Origin of the sequence: Lysinibacillus sp. FSL P4-0201 (assembly GCF_038593425.1) — a bacterium.
GTDB lineage: Bacteria > Bacillota > Bacilli > Bacillales_A > Planococcaceae > Lysinibacillus > Lysinibacillus capsici.
In genome coordinates this window covers 1,670,154-1,684,771 of record NZ_CP151995.1, presented here as the reverse complement: position 1 = coordinate 1,684,771, position 14,618 = coordinate 1,670,154, and the positions used below count along the sequence as shown (strand labels likewise).

Annotated in this window: 16 protein-coding genes; 4 read left to right on the top strand and 12 right to left on the bottom strand. The window is 39.7% G+C overall.

Annotated elements, in window-relative coordinates; genetic code table 11:
- The first annotated feature begins 464 nt into the window (after nt 1-464).
- The 4 genes from MKY76_RS08205 (at nt 465) to MKY76_RS08190 (ending at nt 3,530) form a co-directional block, all read left to right on the top strand.
- Nucleotides 465-923 (top strand): chemotaxis protein CheX, encoded by a 459-nt coding sequence (locus tag MKY76_RS08205; protein ID WP_048390015.1) that lies wholly within the window; start codon nt 465-467, stop codon nt 921-923.
- Between the two features lie 272 nt (nt 924-1,195).
- Nucleotides 1,196-1,366 carry a hypothetical protein gene (locus tag MKY76_RS08200; RefSeq protein ID WP_175400755.1) on the top strand — a complete coding sequence of 57 codons (171 nt, stop codon included), beginning with the start codon at nt 1,196-1,198 and terminating at the stop codon, nt 1,364-1,366.
- Between the two features lie 24 nt (nt 1,367-1,390).
- Nucleotides 1,391-1,882 (top strand): cytochrome b5, encoded by a 492-nt coding sequence (locus tag MKY76_RS08195; protein WP_004269330.1) that lies wholly within the window; start codon nt 1,391-1,393, stop codon nt 1,880-1,882.
- Nucleotides 1,869-3,530 carry a b(o/a)3-type cytochrome-c oxidase subunit 1 gene (locus MKY76_RS08190; protein WP_048390013.1) on the top strand — a complete coding sequence of 554 codons (1,662 nt, stop codon included), beginning with the start codon at nt 1,869-1,871 and terminating at the stop codon, nt 3,528-3,530. The genes MKY76_RS08195 and MKY76_RS08190 overlap by 14 nt, the downstream gene beginning before the upstream one ends.
- Before the next feature lie 64 nt (nt 3,531-3,594).
- On the opposite strand, the gene MKY76_RS08185 is transcribed toward MKY76_RS08190, so the two are convergent.
- The 12 genes from MKY76_RS08185 to MKY76_RS08130 all read right to left on the bottom strand — a co-directional run bounded on the left by MKY76_RS08185 (nt 3,595) and on the right by MKY76_RS08130 (nt 14,616).
- Nucleotides 3,595-5,091 carry a carboxypeptidase M32 gene (locus MKY76_RS08185; protein WP_342557638.1) on the bottom strand — a complete coding sequence of 499 codons (1,497 nt, stop codon included), beginning with the start codon at nt 5,089-5,091 and terminating at the stop codon, nt 3,595-3,597.
- Between the two features lie 76 nt (nt 5,092-5,167).
- Complete coding sequence (locus tag MKY76_RS08180) at nt 5,168-6,262, bottom strand: AraC family transcriptional regulator (protein WP_342557637.1); 1,095 nt, start codon at nt 6,260-6,262, stop codon at nt 5,168-5,170.
- Between the two features lie 266 nt (nt 6,263-6,528).
- Nucleotides 6,529-7,476: a malate dehydrogenase gene (gene mdh / locus MKY76_RS08175; protein WP_016991928.1), complete on the bottom strand. Its 948-nt coding sequence runs from the start codon at nt 7,474-7,476 to the stop codon at nt 6,529-6,531.
- Nucleotides 7,476-7,844 (bottom strand): BMC domain-containing protein, encoded by a 369-nt coding sequence (locus MKY76_RS08170; protein WP_112117728.1) that lies wholly within the window; start codon nt 7,842-7,844, stop codon nt 7,476-7,478. Before MKY76_RS08170 ends, mdh begins: the two co-directional genes overlap by 1 nt.
- A complete protein-coding gene (locus MKY76_RS08165) occupies nt 7,837-8,121 on the bottom strand; it encodes a EutN/CcmL family microcompartment protein (RefSeq protein WP_004269324.1) in 285 nt (94 codons plus the stop codon). Before MKY76_RS08165 ends, MKY76_RS08170 begins: the two co-directional genes overlap by 8 nt.
- A 36-nt stretch (nt 8,122-8,157) precedes the next feature.
- Nucleotides 8,158-9,027, bottom strand: a complete 870-nt coding sequence (locus MKY76_RS08160) for a phosphate propanoyltransferase (protein WP_342557636.1) — start codon at nt 9,025-9,027, stop codon at nt 8,158-8,160.
- Between the two features lie 12 nt (nt 9,028-9,039).
- On the bottom strand, nt 9,040-9,630 hold the full coding sequence (locus tag MKY76_RS08155) for a phosphate propanoyltransferase (protein ID WP_112117727.1): 591 nt from the start codon (nt 9,628-9,630) through the stop codon (nt 9,040-9,042).
- Nucleotides 9,631-9,758: 128 nt separating this feature from the next.
- Entirely contained in the window at nt 9,759-10,037 is a 279-nt protein-coding gene (locus tag MKY76_RS08150; protein ID WP_004269321.1) for a BMC domain-containing protein, read from the bottom strand.
- 20 nt (nt 10,038-10,057) lie between these two features.
- Nucleotides 10,058-11,548 (bottom strand): aldehyde dehydrogenase family protein, encoded by a 1,491-nt coding sequence (locus tag MKY76_RS08145; RefSeq protein ID WP_342557635.1) that lies wholly within the window; start codon nt 11,546-11,548, stop codon nt 10,058-10,060.
- A 15-nt stretch (nt 11,549-11,563) separates the two neighbouring features.
- Nucleotides 11,564-12,214, bottom strand: a complete 651-nt coding sequence (gene eutL / locus MKY76_RS08140) for an ethanolamine utilization microcompartment protein EutL (RefSeq protein WP_036077522.1) — start codon at nt 12,212-12,214, stop codon at nt 11,564-11,566.
- A gap of 11 nt (nt 12,215-12,225) precedes the next feature.
- Nucleotides 12,226-13,236 (bottom strand): ethanolamine ammonia-lyase subunit EutC, encoded by a 1,011-nt coding sequence (eutC, locus tag MKY76_RS08135; RefSeq protein WP_259419149.1) that lies wholly within the window; start codon nt 13,234-13,236, stop codon nt 12,226-12,228.
- Between the two features lie 9 nt (nt 13,237-13,245).
- Nucleotides 13,246-14,616 carry an ethanolamine ammonia-lyase subunit EutB gene (locus MKY76_RS08130; protein WP_008176446.1) on the bottom strand — a complete coding sequence of 457 codons (1,371 nt, stop codon included), beginning with the start codon at nt 14,614-14,616 and terminating at the stop codon, nt 13,246-13,248.
- Nucleotides 14,617-14,618 lie beyond the last annotated feature (2 nt).

The following is a 14,618-nucleotide window of genomic DNA, read 5'->3' as shown; positions in this document are numbered from 1 at the left end:
ATATGAAACGCGATTCCATTTTTTAAAATCTTAACAGAAAAAACTTGGTTATTTCAATAGTTTTCAGAAAAAAATAAAAATTCATCTTAATTAAATTATTCCGAAAAAACATTTAATTTTTTTATCATTCCTAGAAATACAAAAAAACATGGTCCGAATATTCGGACCATGCCTATAGATGTTTAACAAGTATTAGCTCTTATTTCAAATGTGCAGTTGCCTGGTTCATGACGTATTTTCCAACTCCAATATAGATCACTACAGCTGCTCCAATCAATACGAATGTCATTGCGAACCGCTCCTTCTTAGTTATTTTTCGTTAAGTTTTCAGACGTTTACATTGAATTTGAAAATCATTCTCATTAATATATTATAAATTTCATGTGAATTCGTCAAGACATACTTTCATCTTACCCTTTTTACATGGTAAGATGTAGAAAAGTCGGAAAAAGGATGCGGTAATGATGAGTAATTCGAAGTACTTTCAAACTATTTTAAACGGGACAATTCACGCTTTAAAAACCATTCTTCCTATGGATATAGAAGTAAAGTCGCCTAGTATTATTTCTGAACCCTTTCAACAACAACAAATGGGCGTATTAATTGGCTTAATCGGAGATTTAAAGGGACGCGTCATCATTGACTCCTCTCCCGAAGTATTCAGCGGGATCGGTAGTACCATGTTCGGTATGCCGCTTGAAGGAGAAATGCTAGAATCCTTTACAGGGGAATTTGGTAACATGATTGCAGGAAATTTATGTACAGCTGTTGGGCAAGAAAGCTTAGAAATTGATATCACTCCGCCAACGGTGATGGTGGGCAATACAAAATTATATGGCTTTGAAAAGGCATTTGCTCTCCCAGTTTCGGTCCCAAGCGTCGGTGCCCTAACAGTTCTATTAACGATTGAGGAAGAAGAATAGAAAACAAGATTTGAGGAATGTTCCAAATAAGACATTGTATGCTCAAACAGACAGCACACATGCAAAAGATTTATCATTCGCACAAAAAAGAATGTACTTTCCTACCAATCTTTTATTTTTACTAAAATTAAGCAAAATATAGTACGGTGACAAGCTATCTCAATGACTTTTGAGATGGCTTGTTTTTTTTTCTTCGTAATTCTTCACACTTTTTTCACATAATCCCTCTAGAAGTGTGATTTTTTTCACATCAAAATGCAGGGGATTTTTATATGATGACTGTAAGAAACACAACAATAAAAAGCGTAGGAGGAGCAAAAATGGCAAATAAAAAGAAGTCAGATGAAAATTTAAAAGGTTCACTCTATGCAGTTTTTGGAGTAGGTATTATCATCATTTTACTTTGGGTGTACTGCTTCGATTTGTTCATTGGACGGTTTTAATCTACGAAGAAGGGACAGAAATATATGCACATACATAAGTATGAGAAATACTGGCTTGTGTTTGGAGTTACCACTTTAGTGGCATTCCTGATCATTCTCGGTATCGGAGCATTTCATCAAGGCTCCCATCCAAACAATGGTAAAAAAACACTAGATTACGAGAAAGTGAAAGAGACAGCGCCTTTTGATAATCCAGGTGTCCATAAGGTTGAAGGTAAAGATTGGGATTACGAAGTGGTAGTAGTTGCTTCTGCATTCAATTATAATCCTCCACAAATTGAGGTTCCACTTGGTGCAAAAGTGAAATTTATCGCGACAAGCGAGGATGTTATGCATGGTTTTGAGGTTGCAGGTACGAATATCAATATGATGCTTGAGCCTGGCTATATTTCGGAATATGTAACAGAAGTCAATAAGGTCGGCGAGTTTTTAATCGTATGTAATGAGTATTGTGGTACAGGACATACGATGATGCACTCTATGCTAAAGGTGGTGGATTCAAATGAGTCACACTAATTCAATGACAAAAGTGGATCGTCGAGATGCAAAGCTAGCAATGGCACATATTTACGTGGCATTTATCGCATTGTTATTAGGTGGTCTTGCAGGTTTATTACAGGTTTTTGTACGTTCTGGTCAATTTACATTACCAGCAGGCATTGGTTATTATCAAGTATTAACAGTTCATGGTGTATTACTCGGTCTTATATTAACTACATTCTTTATTTACGGCTTCCAAATTGCAAGTGTAAGTCGAACATCTGGTACGTTCACTGATACTCAGAGAAGACTTGGCTGGATTGGTTTCTGGTTAATGACGATTGGTACAGCTGCTGCCGCAACGATGGTGTTATTGAATAAAGCAACTGTTCTTTATACATTCTATGCACCATTAAAGGCACATTGGATTTTCTATTTAGGTCTTACATTAGTCGTTGTTGGTTCTTGGGTTGGCGGCGCAGGTCAAATTTTACGTTATGTCCAGTGGCGCAAGGAAAATAAAGCGAGTGGACAACGCAGCCCGTTACTATCATTTATGGTAGTTGTTAATAATTTAATGTGGTTCGTGGCAACGCTTGGTGTTGCAGCTTCTGTTTTAATTCAATTATTACCATGGTCCTTAGGTTTAATTGAACGTGTCGATGTGGCATTATCGCGTACCCTTTTCTGGTATTTTGGTCATGCACTCGTATACTTCTGGTTATTACCTGCCTATATGGTGTGGTACGTGATTATTCCAAAAGTAATTGGCGGGAAAATTTTCTCCGATTCTTTAGCAAGACTTTCGTTTATGCTATTCTTACTCTTCTCTATTCCTGTTGGGATTCACCATCAGTTAACAGAGCCTGGTATTGATGGTACATGGAAGTTCATTCAAGTTGTTTTAACATTTGCTGTTATCGTACCTTCTCTCATGACTGCCTTCTCGATGTTTGCAATGTTCGAGTTACGTGGACGTGAATTAGGTGGCAAAGGACTATTTGGTTGGTTTAAAAAATTACCTTGGAAGGATGCTCGTTTCTTCGTACCATTTATCGGTATGGTGTCATTTATTCCAGGGGGTGCAGGCGGTATTGTCAATGCCTCTTATCAAATGAACCAATTAATTCATAATACTATTTGGGTTACAGGGCATTTTCATTTAACGATTGCAACAGCTGTTGTTTTAACTTACTTCGGTGCGGCATTCTGGTTAATTCCACATTTAACAGGCCGTACACTTTCAAAGTCTTTAAATAATCTTAGTAATTTCGCTGGTATCTTATGGGCTACTGGTATGACGATTATGTCTTCAGCAATGCATATTGCTGGTCTAATTGGTGCGCCTCGTCGCTCAGATTACTCAGAATATGGTGGCGCTCAGCAGGCTTACGATTGGATTCCTTATCAAATCGCGCAAGCTGTGGGTGGAACAATCCTCTTTATCGCCATCCTAGTGATCATTTATATCGTCGTGAAATTAGCTTGGTTCGCACCTAAAGGTGACGAAGAATTCCCTGTAGGTGATGTACATGAGCTTAGCGGTCCAACACCAGCGATTTTAGAAAACTTTAAAATATGGCTTGTTATTTTAGTAGCCTTAATTTTATTCGCTTACACAGTACCAATTATCGATATTATTTCAAACTCACCAGCCGGCTCCAAAGGCTATCAATTGTGGTAAGCATCCAAACGCATCTTCCTATAAAAAAGCGATTTCTCTGTAACGAGAAATCGCTTTTTTCACTTTATAATTGATACAGTTTCGTATATTTTTCTTGTAAATAGTCTGCTAGGTACTTCGCATTTAAGCCTTCCCCTGTCGCTTCCTTCAGCAATTCAAATGGCTTTTTCAATGCTCCATATTGATGAACTTTCTCAGTTAGCCACTCTCGAATTGGCAGTAGCTCTCCTTTTTCTAGTAATTTATCAAAATTAGGAATATCCTTGTCCATCGCATGCTTCCACTGCGCTGCATAGATCATTCCTAACGCATAGGATGGGAAGTAACCAAACATACCACCTGACCAATGCATATCTTGGAGTACACCCTGTGCATCTGTCTCAGGACGAATACCTAAATATTCCTCATATTTATCATTCCATACCTGTGGTAGATCCTTCGCCTGTAAATCGCCATTGAACAGGTCACGTTCAATTTCATAGCGAATCATGATATGTAATGGATACGTTAGTTCATCTGCTTCAATGCGAATCAATGATGGTTCTACCATATTAATGGCACGTAAAAAATCGGCTAACGCTACATCACCAAATTGAGCTGGTGAAAAATGCTGAAGACGTCCGTAGTTATGCTCCCAGAACTTTTCATTTCTGCCGACAAAGTTTTCATAAAATAATGATTGTGATTCATGAATCCCCATCGATGTACCAGTCGCTAATGGCAGTCCTGCAAGCTTCTCATCAATATTTTGCTCATACATCGCATGTCCACATTCATGAATTGTGCCAAAAATAGCTGAACGGAAATCATTTTCATCATATTTAGTTGTAATACGAGCGTCACCATAGTTTAAGCCAATCATGAAAGGATGGACACTTTCATCCAAGCGACCAGCATTGAAGTCATAGCCGAGCTGAGCAAGCAATTCTAACGATAATTCACGCTGTGCCTCACGCGGGAAATGCTTAAATAACATGGTAGTATCGGGTTTATTCGATGAATGAGCAATTTTTTGAACAAGCGTCACAATAGACTCTCGTAATTCACCAAATACTTGATCTACGACATCTGTTGTCATATCTGGCTCATATAAATCTAGTAATGTATTGTATGGAGATCCATTTTTAATGCCCCAATATTGAATGAATTTTTTCTGCCATTGTATGATTTCTTCTAGGTATGGTAGGAATAGAGCAAAATTATTCGTCGCCTTCGCTTCTTCCCAAGCCGTTTCTGCCTTCGATTGAAGAATGACGAATTCTTTATATTCATTCGCAGGGATTTTTTTATTTTGATCGTAATTCTTTCTTACTTCTTCTACTAAACGTAGTGTTACATAGTCAAGATCAGCTTTTTGTGCCTCTAATGCTGCTAGAAGCTCTCCTAGTTCTTCACTCGTCTGCATATCAAATAAGGAGGCTGATAATGTACCAATTACCTCAGAACGTTGTGCTAACCCCTTTTTCGGTGCACCCGTCCGCATATCCCAATAAATCACATTGAGCGCTTCCTCATAATGCTGCATTTTCTTCACATAGTCTGTAAATTGTTGAACAGTCATGCATTCATCCTCCTTTTCACGTTATAAGTTTATCATATTTTCGAAAATTTTGTATATTGCGGACTTTCTAGGATAATTATTCAGAATATTCCTTTTTTAACTTCTCTATTATTTTGATGTATTGTCTATCCCCTAATCCATAGTGTGGAAATAGGGAAAACAATTGCTTTAACAGGTCATTTTGAGATAGATTGAGGTGTTTTTTTATATACGTAGTGATCTCATTCTCTTCATTTAAATAGCTGAAAAATAATTGAATGCCCTGATACATGACAGGTATAAGCGTTGTCTTGGGTAGACGATGGTGCATTAAGACCTCTTGATAGACCTCCCCATACGGTCCAAGTTCTATCTCTGTTTCTTCCACATCATAGGTCATTTCCTTGACCATATAATAATAGACTTTGCCTTGATACCTTTGTTGCTCTAGGAAAGCAAGGACGGTCAATAAATTCATCTGACAAAACATATCATCTCCAAACCATAAAACAATACATTTATAGTCATTTGTTAACAATGGCTTCAACGGCTTCAATGTCACCTGCTCATATTGCTGTAAAGACACCTCATGCCCTATAGCACGCAGTTTATTAAATTCTTCACTGAAAATCGGACTAATCGTTGGATTCGCACACATCGCTTCATTGAAAGGAACGTAATCACTGTTGCCCATTAATTGTTGTTTTGCGAACTCCTCATACATCATTTGACCATTTAATACATTCAATAGCTCTTGATCGTATTGCACATTCATCTTCTCTTGTAATGCTTCAATTTTAAATTTCTGAGAAATATCCATCGTCAACCATCCTCCATCATCCTGTAATCTCAACTTTACAAAGGTTTGTAAAGGTTGAGGAGACTTTCTGTAATCATTCGGACTTATACCAAAGTACCTTTTAAAAGCTCTAGAAAAGGATTCCTGCGATGAAAAGCCGTAGTGAAAGGCGATGTCGATTATTTTCTTTTGGGGATCTTTTAATGCAATAGTAGAAAGATAAATTTTACGTAGTGATCTATATTTTTTAATCGTCATCCCTGTCGTCTGATGGAATTTAAAAGAACAGTAATAAGGAGAATAACCCATATCCTTTCCTAATTGCTCTAATGAAAATCCTTCTAATAGGTGACGCTCAATCCAATCAATCATCTTCTGTACAATGTTGTTCATCCACATCCCTCCTAATTTCATTATAGTAGAAGCGATTATGATTTTTTTGATATAAGTTGTGAATGAAAAAAACTGCAGCAAACTTTAAGTCTGCTACAGTTTCTGCTCCCATAACTAGAGGAGAGCTTTCTATATAATTGGGGATTTATACTAGCCTTCAAGTCATGTTCGGTTTCCAATCAAACATTTTTTGAGCTATCATGAAGTTTTATTGGAAAGAAAGTTGGGGATCCTTTCGATCCATTGAAAAATAGAGTCTGTTTACTCTATTCAATGTTTTGGCAAATAGCAATTACCTGTTTCACAGCCTCTGCAGAGTGCTGAAGGGCTGTTTGTTCTTCATTTGTAAGGTGCAATTCGATGACAGATTCGATGCCATTGCCACCTAAAATAGTTGGTACCCCTAAAAAGAGATCGTGGTACCCATACTCTCCTTCTAATAGGGCAATAGAAGGGATAATTTTTCGTTGATCTTTGATAATAATTTCAACCATTTGGGCACACGCTGCTGCTGGTGCATAGTAGGCACTACCATTACCTAGTAAGCCAACAATTTCACCGCCGCCTTTACGCGTACGCTCCACGATTTGCTGTAGTCGTTCCTGAGGAATTAGTTTCTCTAATGGAATGCCGCCTGCATAGGAATAACGGATTAGTGGTACCATTTCATCGCCGTGTCCTCCTAGGACGAAGCCTGATACATCCTCTGGTGCAATGTGAAGCTCCTGCGCCACAAACGTGTTGAAGCGAGCTGTATCTAACACACCAGATTGACCGATGATACGATTTTTGGCAAAGCCTGTTTCCTTATGACACACATACGTCATGGCATCAACAGGATTACTCAACACAACAACAATACTATTTGGAGCATAGTGTTTAATTTGTCTTGAAACCTGTTGAATGATTTTAGCATTTGTTGTGACTAAGTCATCCCGACTCATTCCTGGTTTACGTGGAATACCTGCTGTAATGACAACAATATCCGCGCCAGCGATATCTTCATATTGACTCGTGCCTTTAATGGACACATTGAATTTTTCGATGGGGCCTGTTTGTAGCAAATCCAAAGCTTTCCCTTTTGTCGGGTTCTCGGCTTCTGGAATATCAACAAGCACTACATCGCCTAATTCTTTCTGTGCTAAAAATAAACTCAGTGTGGAACCAGTGTGGCCTGCTCCAATAACAGCGATTTTATTTTTACGAAATGCCATTATGCCTCACCTCGATTATCTGTCGCTGCTGTTGTTTCTGTTGTTTTTTTAGCACGGGTTGCTGCTGGTGCAGAGACAGCCTTTTTCTTTGGTGCCTCTGGTCCTTTAATCATTTTAAAGACATCTTCATCAGGTCTCGGAATGACGTGAGCGCCTAATAATTCACCAACACGCATAGCTGCTGCTTTTCCAGCCTCTACTGCAGCTTGTACAGAACCTACGTCACCCTTCACGACAATCGTCACGATGCCACCATCCACAAATTCTTGTTTGACGATTGTGACATCTGACGCTTTAATCATCGCATCAGCGGCTTCATAAGAACCAACTAATCCTTTTGTTTCGATCATTCCAATTGCGCTACTCATTGTCCTCACCTCTCATTACTTCTGTAGAATCAATAATACCAATGACAACTGCATCAATCGGTAACGGATTATCTTTCATAATATAGCGAGATGACCCACCACTTGTAATCAGGACATCATCACCAATACCCGCTCCTATACGATCAGCTGCAACCATTTCTGTGCGAATCGGCTGTTGATTGGAATCAATAGGTTGAATGATTAGTAACTTTAAACCATTCAGCCCCTCCTCCTTGCGTGTTGCCCATACACTGCCTATCACTCTTCCCATTTGCATGAACTTCACCCTCTTTATGCGACACAGATTGTCTTACTACTCTGAACGAATCGTTAATGTTTTATTTAACTCTCGCAGCTTATCATAAGCCAATGCTGTCACAATGGTTTTCTTTGGAACGACAATTTCTTGTGCATCGATATCGAGCACTTCTATTTGTGAAAGTAGCTTTTTGTCATAATGATAGACAGATGGTTGCTCTACTTTCTGTAAGACTGGCGACTGCTCTTTCACAGCGATCATAGGTTCACTTACTTGATGATGCACGATTTCTGCAAGCGTTCCTTGCTGAATTAACCCTGCATTTGCTTCATCTGTATCAATATGCATTTCTAAGCGATAACGCTCTGAAACACGGATAACCACATTCGATAAAATAATCGGGCGAATACCTTCTACCTTAATTTGGACGGATTGCCCATCTACGACTTGGAATCTTGCACTATCCGCTGGGGACATATGAATATGTGCCTGTGCAATAATGAGTCCTTCATTTAACACAACACTCCCCTTTGGACCAATCAATGTAACAGGACTGGAACCTTGAATATCACCAGATATTCTTAATGGTGGCTTCAGACCCAATTTCATAGCATCTGTCCAGCTTACTTCCACTTGCGATAAGGAACGAGCGGGGCCAAGAATACGCACTCGTTCAATTGACCCTTTTGGACCTGCAATTACTACAGTTTCCTCCGCAGCGAATTGTCCTGGCTGTGAAAGCTCAAATTTCGGTGTGAGCTGATAATTTTCACCAAAGAGCTGTTCAACTTCTGCTTGTGCAAGATGGACATGACGGGCAGATACACCAATCGGAATTTTACCGTCATGTGGAGGGGAAGATTGATTTTTTAAGACTTGTTGCAGAACTTCTTCCACAATTTTTTGCACTAAATTTTCTTGCATCTTGCCTCCTCCTTACGATGATACTTTTATTAATTTACCCTGTGCCTGCTGTTCGATAAAACCAGCATTTGCTTCGTCTGTATCAATGTGCATTTCCAGACTAAAATCATTGGAAACACGTACAACGACACCTCGGAAAGTGACAGGTCGATCACTTACAACTTCTACTGAAACTATTTCATTATTGCGTACTTCCAATGCTTTGGCATCTTCCTCAGTCATATGAATATGCGCTTGCGCAATGATGACTCCCTGCTGGATCTCTATTTCTTTGTCTTGAGAAAGTATTTTAATGCCCGCAGAATTGTCTATATCACCTGATTGGCGTAAAGGTGGTGTCACTCCTAGCTTCATGGCATCAGTGCGGCTTACCTCTACTTGGGTTGCTGGTCTTACAGGTCCAAGGACACGGACATTATGAATAACGCCTTTAGGTCCCTCAATAGAGACGCGCTCTTTTGCAGCAAATTGCCCTGGCTGTGATAAGTCGAAATCTTTCGTTAGGGTTGCATTTGGACCAAAAAGTGCTTGTAAATCCGCTTCACTTAGATGGATATGACGAGCCGAAATGGCCACTGGAAAAGTTTTTGTTGCTGTTGTCATGTTAGCCACCTCTTTATTTTGTTGATTATTTTATCAGGACAAGGTGAGAGCTGTTCTAAAGTTAGATCCAGCTCTCTTCTATAAATGGTAGTTATTTTTCCATCTATAGCGTTTGAAAGAACATGAAATTATGCTTCTGCTTTTGGTAAAATCATTTCTAATTCGTGGTGTGGACGTGGAATTACATGGACAGATAATAGCTCTCCTACACGTTGTGCTGCTGCTGCCCCTGCATCTGTTGCTGCTTTTACTGCACCTACATCACCACGTACAAGAACTGTTACGATCCCGCCACCTACATGTACTTTGCCTACTAAATTAACGCTTGCTGCCTTTACCATTGCGTCTGCTGCTTCAATTGCTCCTACTAAACCTTTTGTTTCTACCATTCCTAATGCTGTACTCATTTGTCATTCCTCCAAATAATTTATTTATTTTGTAATGTGATTTGTTTTAATACTTGATCGACAATTTGTTGAACCATCGTTGTATCAAGAGTAGGTTCTTGTGAAACTACCGATTCAACAACGGACTGTACTTCGAATTCTGGTTTTGGCACTTCGACATCTTTAATGCCATACGCCATACGTTTGATATTTAATAAATGTCTTGCTGTAATGTTGTCTGACGTAATATTGCCGCCAAATGTCCCACAGCCTAATGTAAAGGATGGTGCTAAGCCCGTTGTGCCACCTACTGCACCAATTGAGGATAATGTATTAACCACAATTCGTGATACTGGTAATTCGACAGAAAATTGCTCTGCTAATGCTGCATTTTCAGTGTGAATTGAGCATGTATGTCCGCGTCCTCCAATATTGAGCAGGTCAATCATCACCTGCTTGGCTTCTGTACTGTTTTCAACAACATAAAGCGCAAAGATTGGTGATAGTTTTTCAAGAGAAAATGGAATATTCTTACCAATCATTGTTTCGAAGCCCACAAGAACTTTTGTATCGTCTGGTACCGTAATACCAACAGAATCTGCTAGGCAAGTAGCTGATTTACCGACAATCTGGGGATTTACTTTCCCAGGAACTGGCGAGATCAATTTTTCCATTTTAGCTTTTTCTTCCGCATTTAATAGATAGGCACCATTTTTCTTTAATTCTGTTTGCACTTGCTCTGCAATCATCTTATCCACAATAATGGCTTGCTCTGTTGCACAGATTGTGCCATTATCGAACGATTTACTTTGCACCAATTGACGTACAGATTTTTGAATATTAGCCGATTTTTCAATATAAGCTGGTACATTTCCTGGCCCAACCCCATAGGCAGGTTTGCCAGAGCTATAGGCCGCCTTGACCAATGCACCACCACCCGTAGCTAAAATTAAATGAATGTTTGGGTGCTTCATTAGCTGCTGTGTTGCCTCCATGGAGGACATTGTTAAACATTGTAGTAATCCTTCTGGCGCACCTGCTTTTTCAGCAGCTACTCGACAAATATCTAAAGCCTCTTTTGTACATTTCACAGCATATGGGTGTGGACTAAGCACTAAACCATTTCTCGTTTTTAAAGAAATAAGTGTCTTAAAGATCGCTGTAGAGGTTGGATTTGTTGTTGGCACGATACCAGCTATGACACCGAAAGGACTTGCAATTTCAGCTACTTTTTTCATCCGATCATAGCCCACAATACCAACTGTTTTTAATTCTTTAATATCTTCATAGACATCTCGTGAAGCAACTTCATTTTTCATCTTTTTATGGTTAGGAATACCCATTCCTGTTTCTTGCACAGCCATTTTTGCTAAACGCTCTGCTTCCTTAAAGGCAGCATCCGCGACAGCCTTTACAATGTTGTCTACTTGTTGCTGAGAAAATTGCATATAGGCAGCCTGTGCTGTATTAGCATGTTTAACGGCATCTCTCATTTCCTGAATCGCTAATAAGTCTTTGTCTAATGTGGCCATAAAGCCGCCTCCTTTCTAAATCACTGGGTTTCTAGCTATATTTTCAATAGCTTCTCTGAATGCATGTGCCGCAGCCTCGCATGAAGATTGGCTGCCAGTTAATAAGCCGCCCCCAAAGTTAGTTTCAGATGGAGGACCAAAGAAAACCTTTAGCTCAACATCTGCAGCCTTTAATGCTGCATCTAATCCAACAACCGCTTCAAGCGGCGGAGCAATTAAATAAGCAAGTGGGGTGCCAACCTTTACATCTGCAAGCTCAGCAAGATACGTCCCACAGCTTGCCACAGTATGGGCAAACAAGGCATGATTGTCATTATTATTAATGGCTTCAAAATACGTATCAAATTCAATTTTTTGTTGAATGGCATCAAGACCACTACGAATTTCATCAGGTGAGCTTCCAGCAATAATGCCAATCACTTCACCTGACAATGGACCAGACGCATGTGCCGCTCCCGCATAAAAGCTTTTTGCATAGACAACATCGACATCTGCCTTTTTCGTCGCCTCGTCTAAGGCTACGTAGCCAACATCGTCGATTGTCAGTGTGACAAGTCCAATGCTATGATGATGTGGCTTTAAATCTAACTGCTCTGCTAGTTCACTGTTGACTCTTGGAATGGTTTGCATCGCCAAGATTTGCGCCATAATTTTTTGAGGATACATATTTCAGCCTCCTAACCTTCTTTTGCGACAAGCTCTACGCCACTTGCCTGATAACGCAGGATTTTTTCTACGACTGTGCCAAGATAAGCTCCCGCTTCTAATGGTGGGATACCACCCTTATGGATATTTGAAATTACCATACGTTCCGCTTCCACTGTCCCAATTCTTGGCTTGTAGCATAAATATGCACTCATCGATTCTGCCGATACGAGCCCTGGACGCTCACCGATTAGATAAACAATAACCTCTGCCTGTAGCAGCTCACCAATCTCATCCATTAAAGCAACACGCCCTTTATCGATATAGAACGTAGTACCAATGTCAATATTTAAATTGCTAAGACTTTGCTGAAGGGCTAAGTAAACATCTTGAACATTCTCCTCAATCGCACTTGCACTCAAGCCATTCGAGATAATAATCTGTACCTTTGGCTGTGGTTTACATTTTTGCTGAATCAATGCCTTTGATTCTTCTGATAAACGACGCCCTAAGTCAGGTCTTGTAATGTATTCCTCTTTATCTGTGACTTTCGTTGTGACCTGAAAGACATCAAGCTTTTGTAAAAGATCTTCTGTCACTTCGCCATATACAGCATCTACCGCAGCAGCATGATCAAGTCGGAATTTTAACCAGGTTTTCGTTTTCGGTCTTGTCCCCGCTCTTCCTACACCAATACGAGCAGGTGTATGTTTCTTAGCAGCCTGCACACTTTCACTTAACGAGCCCGCCTCAAACTGAAAGGGCTTGATTGGCACAGCGTCATTTACTGGTTGTTCGAAAGTAGCAGAAGTAACCGTCGTTACTTGCTGTGGAGCTCCATGCTGATACAGCTGAATTAATGGTTCCTGTGATGTTGCGATAGTTTCTGTTGTTCCTGAAGAACGATTTTCTACTGTATCATAAAATTTAATAAGTGGTTGTTCTGTTGGAGTAGCTGCTATTTCAGGTGTTTGGCTACCTGTACTTTTCTCCATCTTCTCCATGACAAGCTGTGTAATCATAGAAACTAATTGATCATTCACTTAACTCACCTACCTTTCAAAAATGGATAAATCGCCAGCTCTTGCTGACAGTCGACCATTTTCATAAATGCCCATTTTCTCTAACCATGCTAAATACTCTGGTGCTGGTTTTTTACCAAATGTTTGGAGTAATGTAGCCACATCATGGAAGCTCATCGATTGATAGTTGAGCATCACGTCATCGCCCATTGGCGCAGCAATAATAAAGTTAACACCAGCAGCTGTCAGCAATACACTTAAATCTTCCACATCATTTTGGTCTGCCTTAATATGGTTGGTATAGCAAATATCTACCCCCATAGGAATACCATGCATTTTGCCCATGAAATGATCTTCGAGACCTGCTCGAATTACTTGTTTATTGTTGTATAAATACTCTGGGCCAATAAAGCCAACTACAGTGTTCACAATATAAGGATTAAAATGTCTAGCAAATCCATAATTGCGCGATTCCAGTGTTACTTGGTCAATGCCCATATGTGCCTCTGCCGATAGCTCTGAGCCTTGACCTGTTTCAAAGTAGAATAAATTTGGACCAGTACCTGTTCCTTGTTTTTTAATGAGCTCCTCTGCTTCTCTTATTAAATCAGCAGAAATACCGAACGAACGGTTAGCAATTTCTGTGCCTGCGATACTTTGGAAAATCATATCTGCTGGGGCGCCTTGTTTAATTGCCTTCATCTGTGTTGTAATATGAGCTAATACACAGTTTTGCGTAGGAATGGACCAATCATTGATGAATTCCTTTGTAGCCGTAAGCACTTTTTTGACACTTTCAACTGAATCATCTACAGGATTAATGCCGATAACAGCATCCCCAATACCATAGGACAGTCCTTCTTTTAGAGAGGCGATGATGCCATCAATATTATCTGTCGGATGATTTGGCTGTAGACGAGACGACAGCGTCCCTTTTTGACCAATCGTAATATTACACGTTGAAAGTATTTCAACTTTATTGGCTGCATGTACAAGATCTAAATTGGACATTAGTTTTGTAACAGCGGCAATAATCTCAGAATTCATCCCTTTACTTAAACGCTTTAATTCACGATCACCCGTGTCATTTGATAAAATGTATTCACGCAGCTGCTCGATGCTCCAGTTTTTGATTTCTCCATATATTTGCTCATTAATATCGCCCTCAATAATGCGTGAAACCTCATCATTTTCTTGTGGCACTAATGGGTTTTCGCGGATATCTTTAACTAAAAGCTCACTTAATACTGCCTTTGCTGCGATCCGTTGTTGAACCGTCTCAGCGGCAATACCTGCTAGCTGATCGCCTGATTTTTCTTCATTGGCCTTAGCCATAACATCTTTTAATGATTTAAAATTATATTTTTCTCCACCAAATATCACCGATAAGTTCACATTCATCC

Excerpts from the sequence above, each read along its gene's own strand:
- MKY76_RS08185 (WP_342557638.1), bottom strand. The coding sequence starts at position 5,091 with ATGACTGTTCAACAATTTACAGACTATGTGAAGAAAATGCAGCATTAT.
- MKY76_RS08165 (WP_004269324.1), bottom strand. The coding sequence starts at position 8,121 with ATGCAAATGGGAAGAGTGATAGGCAGTGTATGGGCAACACGCAAGGAG.
- MKY76_RS08150 (WP_004269321.1), bottom strand. The coding sequence starts at position 10,037 with ATGAGTACAGCATTAGGAATGGTAGAAACAAAAGGTTTAGTAGGAGCA.
- MKY76_RS08190 (WP_048390013.1), top strand. The coding sequence starts at position 1,869 with ATGAGTCACACTAATTCAATGACAAAAGTGGATCGTCGAGATGCAAAG.
- MKY76_RS08130 (WP_008176446.1), bottom strand. The coding sequence starts at position 14,616 with ATGAATGTGAACTTATCGGTGATATTTGGTGGAGAAAAATATAATTTT.
- eutL (WP_036077522.1), bottom strand. The coding sequence starts at position 12,214 with ATGTATCCTCAAAAAATTATGGCGCAAATCTTGGCGATGCAAACCATT.
- MKY76_RS08195 (WP_004269330.1), top strand. The coding sequence starts at position 1,391 with ATGCACATACATAAGTATGAGAAATACTGGCTTGTGTTTGGAGTTACC.
- mdh (WP_016991928.1), bottom strand. The coding sequence starts at position 7,476 with ATGGCATTTCGTAAAAATAAAATCGCTGTTATTGGAGCAGGCCACACT.
- MKY76_RS08145 (WP_342557635.1), bottom strand. The coding sequence starts at position 11,548 with ATGGCCACATTAGACAAAGACTTATTAGCGATTCAGGAAATGAGAGAT.
- MKY76_RS08200 (WP_175400755.1), top strand. The coding sequence starts at position 1,196 with ATGATGACTGTAAGAAACACAACAATAAAAAGCGTAGGAGGAGCAAAA.
- MKY76_RS08160 (WP_342557636.1), bottom strand. The coding sequence starts at position 9,027 with ATGCAAGAAAATTTAGTGCAAAAAATTGTGGAAGAAGTTCTGCAACAA.
- MKY76_RS08205 (WP_048390015.1), top strand. The coding sequence starts at position 465 with ATGAGTAATTCGAAGTACTTTCAAACTATTTTAAACGGGACAATTCAC.
- MKY76_RS08155 (WP_112117727.1), bottom strand. The coding sequence starts at position 9,630 with ATGACAACAGCAACAAAAACTTTTCCAGTGGCCATTTCGGCTCGTCAT.
- MKY76_RS08170 (WP_112117728.1), bottom strand. The coding sequence starts at position 7,844 with ATGAGTAGCGCAATTGGAATGATCGAAACAAAAGGATTAGTTGGTTCT.
- MKY76_RS08180 (WP_342557637.1), bottom strand. The coding sequence starts at position 6,262 with ATGAACAACATTGTACAGAAGATGATTGATTGGATTGAGCGTCACCTA.